This is a genomic window from Paenibacillus sp. 2TAB19 (assembly GCF_052115185.1).
Classification (GTDB): domain Bacteria; phylum Bacillota; class Bacilli; order Paenibacillales; family Paenibacillaceae; genus Pristimantibacillus.
In genome coordinates, this window is sequence record NZ_JBFRGE010000040.1 from 20,549 (window position 1) to 31,319 (window position 10,771).

General features: G+C 49.9%; 9 protein-coding genes. 5 read left to right on the plus strand and 4 right to left on the minus strand.

Annotation, left to right across the window (positions count from 1 at the left end):
* The first annotated feature begins 3 nt into the window (after nt 1–3).
* The 4 genes from AB4Z33_RS18220 to AB4Z33_RS18235 all read left to right on the plus strand — a co-directional run bounded on the left by AB4Z33_RS18220 (nt 4) and on the right by AB4Z33_RS18235 (nt 5,151).
* A complete protein-coding gene (locus AB4Z33_RS18220; RefSeq protein ID WP_442051274.1) occupies nt 4–1,293 on the plus strand; it encodes an ABC transporter substrate-binding protein in 1,290 nt (429 codons plus the stop codon).
* A gap of 266 nt (nt 1,294–1,559) precedes the next feature.
* Nucleotides 1,560–3,209: an extracellular solute-binding protein gene (locus AB4Z33_RS18225; protein WP_442051275.1), complete on the plus strand. Its 1,650-nt coding sequence runs from the start codon at nt 1,560–1,562 to the stop codon at nt 3,207–3,209.
* A 76-nt stretch (nt 3,210–3,285) separates the two neighbouring features.
* Nucleotides 3,286–4,176 carry an ABC transporter permease gene (locus AB4Z33_RS18230; RefSeq protein WP_442051276.1) on the plus strand — a complete coding sequence of 297 codons (891 nt, stop codon included), beginning with the start codon at nt 3,286–3,288 and terminating at the stop codon, nt 4,174–4,176.
* 84 nt (nt 4,177–4,260) lie between these two features.
* Nucleotides 4,261–5,151 carry a carbohydrate ABC transporter permease gene (locus AB4Z33_RS18235; RefSeq protein WP_442051277.1) on the plus strand — a complete coding sequence of 297 codons (891 nt, stop codon included), beginning with the start codon at nt 4,261–4,263 and terminating at the stop codon, nt 5,149–5,151.
* A gap of 72 nt (nt 5,152–5,223) precedes the next feature.
* Here AB4Z33_RS18235 and AB4Z33_RS18240 read toward each other — a convergent pair whose 3' ends face one another.
* The 3 genes from AB4Z33_RS18240 to AB4Z33_RS18250 all read right to left on the minus strand — a co-directional run bounded on the left by AB4Z33_RS18240 (nt 5,224) and on the right by AB4Z33_RS18250 (nt 8,791).
* The gene (locus tag AB4Z33_RS18240) at nt 5,224–5,838 is read right to left on the minus strand and encodes a YqaA family protein (RefSeq protein ID WP_442051278.1); all 615 of its coding nucleotides are present in this window, start codon (nt 5,836–5,838) and stop codon (nt 5,224–5,226) included.
* Nucleotides 5,839–6,170: 332 nt separating this feature from the next.
* Nucleotides 6,171–7,586, minus strand: coding sequence for an NAD-dependent malic enzyme (locus AB4Z33_RS18245; RefSeq protein ID WP_442051279.1), 1,416 nt, complete (start codon nt 7,584–7,586; stop codon nt 6,171–6,173).
* An 89-nt stretch (nt 7,587–7,675) separates the two neighbouring features.
* Nucleotides 7,676–8,791 (minus strand): MGDG synthase family glycosyltransferase, encoded by a 1,116-nt coding sequence (locus tag AB4Z33_RS18250; protein WP_442051280.1) that lies wholly within the window; start codon nt 8,789–8,791, stop codon nt 7,676–7,678.
* A gap of 198 nt (nt 8,792–8,989) precedes the next feature.
* Between AB4Z33_RS18250 and kapB the strand changes: the two genes are divergently transcribed.
* On the plus strand, nt 8,990–9,391 hold the full coding sequence (gene kapB, locus AB4Z33_RS18255) for a sporulation phosphorelay system protein KapB (RefSeq protein ID WP_442051281.1): 402 nt from the start codon (nt 8,990–8,992) through the stop codon (nt 9,389–9,391).
* Nucleotides 9,392–9,438: 47 nt separating this feature from the next.
* On the opposite strand, the gene AB4Z33_RS18260 is transcribed toward kapB, so the two are convergent.
* Nucleotides 9,439–10,755, minus strand: a complete 1,317-nt coding sequence (locus AB4Z33_RS18260; protein WP_442051282.1) for a stalk domain-containing protein — start codon at nt 10,753–10,755, stop codon at nt 9,439–9,441.
* Between the last annotated feature and the right edge of the window lie 16 nt (nt 10,756–10,771).

The following is a 10,771-nucleotide window of genomic DNA, read 5'->3' on the forward strand; positions in this document are numbered from 1 at the left end:
TCGGTGGCAAGAGGTGTTAGGCATTTGTTGTGGATAGGCGCAGCGGCTGCCGTTCTGTTGGCAGGCTGTTCGGCGAACGATTCGGCATCACGCTCCGATACGGAAACGCCGCCTAAACCTGTCGTGCTTAGATATACAAGCTTCATGCTGGATTCGTCGCAGACGGCAAGCTATTATTTTGACGCGATTGCCGAATTTGAAGTTTTGAATCCGAGTATACGCATTGAGGTTGACCATATTCAGAACATTAATTATATGGCCGGCTTAAAGACAAGATTGCTTGGGGGCGAGCAAATGGACGTGTTCGACGTGTGGTCGCCCAGTCTGTTCGAGGAACTCAGGCGGCTGGATGACAACGTCTATTTGGATTTGAGCGATGAGGATTTTTTGAACGATTTTCTGCCTGCGACTTTGAAGCCGGTCACCTTAGACGGCCGCGTGTACGGCGTTCCCGGAATGATGCATACGGACGGACTGCTCTATAACAAGACGATGTTTCAAAAGCTTGGGCTTTCCGTTCCTGAAACGTGGGATGAGTTTATTCGGCTGTGCGAGAAGCTGAAGGCTCAAGGAATCGTTCCGATCGCGCTTAATTCCGAATGGTGGGTTCCGCAATTTTTTTTCGGTTCGCTTATGTCCAATGCGGGCGCGGACGAGACCTGGACCGCTGAGCTGGAACAGGGCCTCGTAAAAGCGGACAATCCGATACTCGTTAACGCCATGAAGATGACAAAGGCAATCATCGATCGCGGCTTTGTGCCGAAGGACTGGGAACAGCTCAAGTATGAACAGTCAAGAGACATGATTACAAGCGGCAAGGCTGCCATGATCATTACCGGCACATGGGATCTTTCGGAGCTGAATGCGAGCGGAAACGGACAGGAAATTGACTTTATGATGGTGCCCGGAGGAGATCGCACCGTACCGAACCTGAATATCGGATCCTATAAAGTCGTTAGCGCGAGCAGCGAGCATCCGGAAGAAGCCAAGCGATTTCTGGCCTATATGAACGGAATAGAAATTCAAGAAAAGCTGGCGAATAAAGTGATGGCCGTTCCTTCCGTCAGCGGCGTTTCGCTCCATGACCCCGTTGTAAGACGCATATCCGATCTAATGACAGGCAGAGAAGCGTTGATTTATTGGCCACACACGGTTTCGACGGAGTCGCTGCAGGTGTCGGTGATCGACAGTTTGAATGAGTATCTGAGAGGGGCCGATCTGGAAGGCGAATTGGCGAAAATTCAGCTTGCAATCGACCGGGCTGGCGATCGCGTAACGAAACCGACAACTTAATCGGCATTTGCAATTGACCTCAATCCTTCTCGCTAGAGAAGGATTATTTGTTTTGTCGTACTTCGATTGAAGGATGTTCACTTTACCGCGTCTTGCACTTTTTTTAGATGCACATCCATTATTTTTACTTTTGGGCCATGAATGCGGAGCCCTCGTTCCAACGAGTAAAGAAAAGAACAGCAACTTGTCATTTGCGTTGCTTTATCCGATTGTCCGTTTTTTTTACAATTAACTCGTATCCTACAAATGACAAATGGGGGGCTAACATGAGTAAAAAGCTATTGTCTATCGTAACGGTGCTGACGCTCGTCTTTCTGGCGGCATGCAGCGGAAATTCCGCGAATAAGGAAAATGACTCGAAGGATTCGCCAGCGCCCGAGCAGTCGGTGAACGAAGCAGGCGAAGTCGATTACGCTTTTGGAGCTTATGCGGAGCCGGTTACAATTCATACCGTAAGGGCTGAATATTCTTCGGCGCAATTCCCGGAAGGCGACAATATGGCCAGCAATATTTGGACTCGCGCCTACAAGGAACGGTTCAATATCGACGTCGTGACGGATTGGGTAACCGACGAATACGATACGAAGCTTAATCTTGCCATTTCGTCCAATCAATTGCCCGACGTGTTCCACGTCAACGCTACGCAGCTGCAGCAGCTGATCGAAGCGGATATGATCTTGGATTTGACGGAAGTGTTCGACAAGTACGCGTCCGACCGCTTGAAGAGCTATATGGAGGCCGACAGCGCCAGCTACGAATCGGGCAAGAAGGACGGCAAGTTTTACGGCATTCCGCAAATGCACTGGGGGTTCATCGACCAGCCCGATTACATTTGGATTCGCAACGACTGGAAAGAAGAGCTAGGCCTTCCGGATCCGAAAACGATGGACGACATAAAGAACATTGCCCTCAAATTCAAGGAAGCGAAGGGCGGATACGGCATTGCGGTCGACCAGACGTTGGATTACTTGAATCTGCTCGCAATCGGTTGGGGAGCGCATCCGGACATGTGGATTCCGGGCGCCGACGGGAAGCTGGTGTACGGCTCGGTGCAGCCGGAAATGAAGGATGCTCTCGCGGCATGGGCCGAGTGGTTCAAGCTGGGCATTATCGATCCGGAATTCCCGATCAAAGATTTCAGCGCGATGAACTCCGGCGTAGTATCCGGCAAGTCCGGGATGCAGCCGTACTACCAATGGTGGGGCTATAACCCTGGCGTCGATACGGTAACGAATCAGGGCAAAGACGCGGTGTTCTATCCGTATCTGATTCCAACCGTCGACGGTCAAGTGGCGACGCAATCCGTATTTTTCGCGAACGGCGCTTATACGGTCGTGAACAAGAAGTCGAAGCATCCGGAAGCGGCCATTAAGCTTCTTAACTTCTATGCCTATATTCTCGACGAAGGCACAGGCAATGAAACGCCAGAGACGCTGTCYGCCATGCTGGACAAAGACATCGCTCACGTTACGGGCGCCTTCAAGATCATTAACCCGATGACCGATTATGAACAGTTCTCGCAAGTGAGCGAAGCGCTGAAATCGAAGGATACGAGCAAATTCACGACAAGCGGCATGTGGCAAAAATACAATAACAGCGTTGAATTTCTGACGAACGGCACTCCGGCGGCAACGGGCGACTATTTGCAGCAAGGCTCGCCGAAGCCTGCTTACGGTCTTGCCAAATCCATTCTCGACAACAATCAATATATCAAGACCGCAATGTGGGGAGCGCCGCCGAAAGAGCTTGCCAAATACGGCTCAACGCTCGATGACATTTTGACGGAAGGCTTCACGAAGATCATTATGGGCTCGGAAAGCATCGATTATTTTGATACGCTCGTCAAAAATTGGCATGCTGCCGGCGGAGAGGAAGCGACCACAGCCGTAAATTCAATGTACGCCGGACAGCAGTAAGCAAAAAAAAAGGGGAGGCGAAGATACGCTCGCCTCCTTTCTATTCACGCTATACCTGAGAACGGAGGAGCAGATCATGTTAACTAAGCTAAAGCAGCAACGGGCATTCCACCTTATGCTCATTCCGAGCGTTATTCTCGTTATTATATTTAGCTACCTTCCGCTTTATGGAATGATTATTGCGTTTCAGGACTATAATCCGGGTCTAGGCTTTGGCTCGCCTTGGGTCGGGATGGATAACTTCGAGCATGTGTTCAGACAGCCGAATTTTGTGCGGACGATCTGGAACACGTTGTATATGTCGTTCTTCAAGTTGATCGGAGGCATTGTGGTGCCGGTTGTGTTCGCTTTATTGCTGAACGAGGTAGCGCGCTCGGCGATGAAAAGGTCGTTCCAGACGCTCGTCTATATTCCGAATTTCCTGTCGTGGGTCATTATGGCGGGCATTATGATCGATATTTTGGGCTCGGACGGCATCGTCAATTCGTTCATTAAGCTATTGGGAGCGGAGCCTATTTCCTTTCTCGGCAGCCCATCGATCTTTCCTTGGACGATGATTGTAACCGATGTCTGGAAAGGCTTTGGCTTCGGTACGGTCGTCTATTTGGCTGCGTTGACCAGTATTGACCCTGGGCTCTACGAGGCGGCATTGATCGACGGCGCCAAACGTTGGAAGCAGACGATTTACATTACGCTGCCGCTGCTCATGCCGACGATCATATTGATGACCGTTCTGTCGCTCGGCAATATTTTGAATGCGGGCTTTGACCAAATATTTAATCTTTATTCACCCGTTGTTTATGAGACAGGCGATATTATCGATACCTATGTGTACCGGCTTGGCATTCAACAGGCGCAATATTCGGTAGCCGCCGCAGTCGGGTTTTTCAAGTCGATCGTTTCCTGTATTTTAGTAATCTTATCCTACATTCTTGCTTATCGCGTCGCAGGATACCGCATCTTCTAGAGAAATGATGTTTTGCTTACGCAAACATTAAGCCTATGCTTACGAAGTATGTTTGCTTACGCAAACATTTGAGGAGGGATGATCGTGGTTCAAGATAAAAGTCTGGGGCGAAAGCTGTTCCATGTCGTCAACTACATGATTTTGATTTTGGTTTCGCTGATCTGCGTGCTGCCATTCGTTAACCTGCTGGCCGTCTCTTTCAGCAGCAGCGCCGCGGTATCTGCAGGCGATGTCGTATTTTGGCCTAACGGATTCAATACAAAAGCCTATGAGTTTGCGCTAACTGGCGATGAATTTTTTCGGTCTATGGGAATTTCGGTTCAACGCGTCGTATTAGGAACGCTGGTTAACCTTATATTGATGGTGCTCGCGGCATATCCTCTTTCGAAGACGAAGGAGAAAGTGATGGGACGCGGCTATTATATGGGCTTTTTCGTCTTCACGATGCTTTTCAACGGGGGACTGATTCCAACCTATTTGATCGTCGTTAAAACCGGGTTGATCGACTCTATCTGGTCTCTGATTTTACCGGGAGCGATCCCCGTATTCAGCATGATTATTTTAATGAACTTCCTCAGAGGGCTGCCGGAAGAAATTGAGGAATCCGCAACGATTGACGGGGCAGGGCCCGTTCAAATTTTGGTGTTGATCCTGTTGCCGCTTTTGAAGCCTGCGCTGGCCACAGTCGGACTATTCAGCATCGTCGGCCATTGGAATTCGTGGTTTGACGGCATTATATATATGAACGATACGGCCAACTATCCGCTGCAAAGCTATTTGCAGACGCTGCTGCTCAGCTTTGAGCAAATTATGCTGAGAGCCAGTACCGACTATACCCAACTGCTTGCGATGATGAACGTGCGCACCGGTCGCGCTGCTCAAATGTTTCTGGGGGCACTGCCGATATTGGCGATTTATCCTTTTCTGCAAAAGTATTTTACGACCGGCCTCGTTCTCGGCAGCGTAAAGGGTTGAGCATGACAAAGTCGAACAAAATAGAAACGGGATGGAGCAGATATAACATCTGGCCTTCCCGTTTCTATTTTGTCATATGTTCTCATTATTAGCTGCCGCTGCTGATTGACTCCTGATTGTCGCTGCGCGCTTCTTGCTGCGATGTCTGCGAATAAGCAGGAAGATAACGATAAGCGGAACGCCGACGAGGAAAATATAAAGCGAGACGTCCTTGACCATATGCTCCGCGGCACGGCCGTAGAAATAGAACAAACAGCCGACAATATAAAACTTAAGACCGCGGCCAATTGCAGCATAGCCGATCAGCCTCCATAACGGGAAGTTCAAGCATCCGGATAGGATGGTAAACACTTTGAAAGGAATTGGCGTGAAAGAGCCGATCAGAATAGCAGCCTCGCCGTTTTTTTGAAACCGGTCGGTTGCCGCGTCGATCCATTCTTTTTTGAGAAATTTGTAGAGGACGGATTTACCCATTACTTTGCCCAGATAATATCCGACAGGCGTACCGATGAGGCAGGCGATATAACCGACCGTGGCAAGCCAAAGCGCGGTAGCGGGATTCATAAGACTGAGTGTTACTTGCAAGAAAAATGCGGGTATCGGAAAGATGACTGCATCGAGGAAAGCATGAACGGCTAATCCCCAAGGACCGAAGTCGGCCAAAAAATCGACAATGTTCTGAAACATTAACAGGCTCCTTTACCGTTAGCGGACCTGCACATAAAGCTAGCTTAACAATGAAATGGCTAAGACTGAAATAAGGACTTTATATGCTTAATCATTGAATGAGTTGGCTTGAATATGCCATTTATTGATAAGAATTTTACACGGCATAAGTCATAAGTCATGCATATAGTTTCATTATAGCACACAAACCTAGGTATAAAGTAAACACCTGTTCAATACGCGCCATTCGAGGCGGTGGTCATAGCAATACGGTTTAGAGCTCTTCAGGTTTCATAAAAATAGGAGCCGGACCATGTGGTCTCAGCTCCTAAAGTTATATTCGCCATCTACCGCTATTCTCTCGTCTGCCTGCGTGATACGCCGCTCTGCTGCGCCGCTTGGATGACGCGGCGGCGAACCTCCTCGACGACACGGCCGTTGAATACGCTTGGCACGATGTACATTTTATTAAGCTCATCGTCGCTTATGACAGAAGCAATCGCTTCCGCCGCCGCAACTTTCATCGCCTCATTAATGACGGTAGCGCGGCTGTCAAGCGCGCCGCGGAAGATGCCGGGGAAGCACAATACGTTGTTGATCTGGTTCGGATAATCCGAGCGGCCCGTAGCGAATACAGCCACGATATCTTCCGCAAGCTCAGGACGAATCTCGGGCTCCGGGTTAGCCATGGCGAATACGATCGGCTGCGGCGCCATCGTCTCGATATGCTCTCGCGTAAGAATGCCGCCCGCCGATACGCCAATGAATACGTCAGCGCCTGCGAGCGCCTCCGCCAATCCGCCGCTGCGTCGCTCTTGATTCGTGTTGTCCGCATACCATTGCCACATCGGATTGTCGTAACTGCGATCGGCCGTCAGTATGCCTTCTCGGTCTACGCCTACGATATGGTTCGCCCCGCCGGCAAGCAGCATCTTCGTGCAGGCTGTGCCCGCAGCGCCGATGCCGCAGACGACGATCCGTGCTTCGCCTAGGGTTCGCTCCGTCAGCTTAAGAGCGTTCAGCAGGCCGGCATAGAGCACGACGGCCGTGCCATGCTGATCGTCATGAAATACCGGAATGTCGAGCTCCTCCCGCAGACGCCGCTCAATCTCGAAGCAGCGCGGAGCGGATATGTCCTCGAGGTTAATGCCGCCAAATCCCGGCGCGAGATGCTTGACCGCCGCAATAATCTGCTCCGTATCCTGCGTGTCCAAGCAGATCGGAAAGGCGTCAACATCCGCGAATTGCTTGAACAGCATCGCCTTGCCTTCCATGACCGGCATTGCCGCATAGGGTCCGATATTCCCGAGGCCAAGAACGGCACTGCCGTCGGAGACGACTGCTACGGTGTTACGTTTAATGGTCAGCGTATAAGCTTTTGAAGGTTCTTCATAAATCGCTTGGCATACTCTGGCTACCTCCGGAGTATAGACGCGCGACAAGTCGTCTCGATTCTGAATGGGGGTTTTCGGTTGAATAGCTATTTTGCCGCCTAGATGAAGCAGAAATGTCCGGTCGGAAATATGAACAAGCTTTATACCGGGAAGTGACCCCAGAGCTTCAGTTAGGCGCTCGGCTGCGCCGTGCTCGGCAATCTTCACCGTAAGATCGCGAATGCTCTTATTTTTGTCTGTATGTATGACGTCAATGGCGATAATATCGCCTCTCGCTTGTTCTATGGCTGTAGCCGCACGACCGAATTGAGCCGCATTGGTATCAATCTCGAGTCTTAATATAATCGTCTTGCCGTCTGCCATCTGTGACTTCATCCTGCAACAGCTCCCTTCTTCATTTATACTATGCAATTAACCAAATAGTATTTATGCTAACCAAGTCGCGCCGAAATAAAAAAAAGCCGTTACTGCATTAATTGCAGTACGGCTCTCGGACAGCTCTTCGGATCGTATTGTTGATTGCGCTTCGTTAGCAGGCTGTCACGGAATTGTCCTGACGCGTATGGCTCATGGATTAGTTTAAACCAACGGTCTACCGTATCGTTCGAATCAAGCATTTCGCCGAAGCCATTGCTTATAAAGTATTCGCAATTCTCTTCTTCCTGGCCTGGAATCGGTTCGTAGAACAGCATCGGAATGCCTTTGCTCATGCCTTCCGTACAGGTCATCCCGCCCGGCTTCGTCACGAGCAGATCGGAGGCGTCCATAAGCTTGTTAACCTCGCGGGTGAATCCCATGATGCGGACGTTCGGATGCTGGAACAGCGGGTCCGCCTGCATTTTTTCCTTCATCTTCTCATTAGATCCGACGCAAAAAATAAGTTGGGTCGTTTCACGCCATTTGGTCATATATTCAAGCGCGTTATCCTCGTACATAATGCCCCAGCCGCCGCCCATAATGAGCACGGTAGGCATCGCCTTCAAGTCGAATTGCTTTCGAACTTCAGCCTTCTCATATGTATGCCAAAAGTTAGGGTGAACGGGAATGCCCGTAACTTCTACTTGGTCTATGGATATGCCTTTATCAACCAGCAGCTGCTTTACTTGCTGTGTAGATACAAGGTATTTGTTTACTTCCTGATTAACCCAAGAGCCGTGCGCGTCGTAATCGGTAATGACCGTAAGCAGCTTTATGTCGAGTCCGAGCCGCTTGAGGCGAGCGACTACCGAGTTGGGAACGGGATGGGTACATACGATAACGTCTGGCTTAAGCTGCGATATGACTTGGGAAGTCTGGGTATAAAACACACGATGGAGAGCGAGCTGCGTTAATCGATTCAGTGACTTCTTATAACCGCTGCGATACATAAGGCCGACCATCTTAGGCTGCTTGCTGACGGTTTTCCGATAGGCGGAGACAATCAAAGGGCCAATCACTGGATTCAAAAATTTGCCAAGCTCAATGACGCGTGTCTGAACATCCGGGCTGAGCTGCTTTAACCCGGTTGCAAGCGCGTATGCTGCTTGCGTATGGCCGGAGCCGAAGCCTTCTGAGAGCAGCAGCACTCTTTTCTTACGCATACATGTCACCTTCTTTTCTATTTCCATATTACGATGCAAGCGCTGTTAACACAAGTTTTATCCGGTCAGGCTTGCTAATATTATGGACAATAAACTATCCTTAATGGCATACGCAAGCAAGGTTAAGCTGACTAAGCGGCCTAATAGGCAAATGCTTACGAAGTGTGTTTGCTCCGCAAACACTTAAGGAGGAGTGTAATGATGGAAACGATAAATCGCAATGAGCCAGGCTTCAAGATTGGAGATGTTGTACGCGCAGAAGTGCGAACCGGTCAATATGCCTGCGAGCTGATGGAGCTGAACGGTCCGCGTGCGCTTGTGAAGGTGCTGGCGGTATTGAAGCATCCGGAGCAGGGAGATCTGCATAACCCGTACAATCCCGACGTGCCGATGTTTCACGAGCGCCGCGCGCTTAGTTATACAGAGAAAACAAATGTATTGCTTCGAGACCTGAATAAATATAACGGCCAAGTCCCCGATTACAAGCAAACATTGCTTGCTGCGGCTGAAGCCGAGATCGCGGGTCTTGACCGTTTGCAGCGCTGGGCCGCCAAAGGCTTGGAGCAATTGATTCAATTGAAGCAGGATTATGATAAGTAAGAATGATAGCAACGTTACGTCGTTCTACATTATATCGTAAAAATCAGTTACATATTTATAAAGATTGTTTTAAGTAAATCGCGATAGACAACTTGGAAGCCAAGTCCTTCAGTCAATGCGGCTAGCGGTACATAAGTCTTGCCAGTGCCGTTATTCTTGTAGATAAATGCGGGATCCGCGTTAAGCTTAATCGACTTGCCGTTCACCTTGATCGACGTTGCGCCGATCTGAATGTCGACCGTTCGATCCGCAAGCTTGATCGTCGCGATCTGCCCCTTGGCGTTCCAGTCGAGCTTAGCGCCGAAGCCGTCGATAATATCTCGCAGGGCAACGTAGGTGCGTCCTTTAATAAGCAGAGGCGGATTCGATGTCGAGAGCTCCGTACCTTTGACAATGATCGATAGCGGTACACCGGCTGCTCTAGGCTTCACTGTTCGATAATCGCCCCAGATCGTGCTGGTGAATGCTTTGCCGATAACGGAGTAGCCAAGACGGTTCGGGTGAATGTCGCCTTTGCCAATAGCGGTAAGTCCGAGCTCATTGCCTGCAAAGCCGTCCGCTACGCCTGCAATCTTGATTTGCATGCCTTCCTTGGCTAGAAGCTCGGCCGTGCCGGCCAATATCTCCTTAATTTGCTTAACGCCTTCTAGAAGAACCTGACGTATATCTTCATCGAATGAATAGATTGTTGTATTGCCGATCTTGTACGGTGTCGGTACAGGCAAATATTGATCGGCTATTACGATTTGCGCATTCGGATTTAGCTTGTGGACGAGACGGAGCGTTGCAAGCAGATCGGCTTTATAGTTGTCCAGTACGATCTTCAGCTCGGCAGATACCGCGTCTTTCCCTTCTTTTCGAACGACGGTCAAGAAGTCGTTGCCGCCGATCGTCATAATGACAAGGTCGGCCTGCGTCAGCGATTCGCGGAGCTGTTTCGTTCCTGCGAAGAGCTGGTCGACCCTTGGATCGGGCAAGCCCTCTTGCATGTTGCTTGCCATGACGCTGTCTGCTCCGCCGGCAGCAGCTTCAAGCCATTTCTTGAGTCCATTGGTTTTGAGTCCGATGACGCCGTAATTGGCGACCTCACTGCGTAAGCCATGAAATAATGCTTGCTCGTATACGTGCTCGACAAAACCGTATGGGACTGACTTTTCTGTGAATCCGAGCTCATATCCCGCCGTTAATGAGTCGCCTATCGCCACGATTTTATAATCGTCAACCGAGGAGGACGAGCTGCCTTCCGCCGCTTGTGCGGGTACTGCCGTTCCCGGTAAAGTGGCAGCAATAATGACGGCCAACATCACCGCTGAGAGCAGCGCCAGCTTCATTTTGCGCGAATGATTCCTTAATTTGCTATACAAAAAATCCACGTCCTTT

Coding starts and splice junctions, on each gene's coding strand:
- AB4Z33_RS18230 (WP_442051276.1), top strand. CDS start 3,286: ATGTTAACTAAGCTAAAGCAGCAACGGGCATTCCACCTTATGCTCATT.
- AB4Z33_RS18240 (WP_442051278.1), bottom strand. CDS start 5,838: ATGTTTCAGAACATTGTCGATTTTTTGGCCGACTTCGGTCCTTGGGGA.
- kapB (WP_442051281.1), top strand. CDS start 8,990: ATGATGGAAACGATAAATCGCAATGAGCCAGGCTTCAAGATTGGAGAT.
- AB4Z33_RS18250 (WP_442051280.1), bottom strand. CDS start 8,791: ATGCGTAAGAAAAGAGTGCTGCTGCTCTCAGAAGGCTTCGGCTCCGGC.
- AB4Z33_RS18245 (WP_442051279.1), bottom strand. CDS start 7,586: ATGAAGTCACAGATGGCAGACGGCAAGACGATTATATTAAGACTCGAG.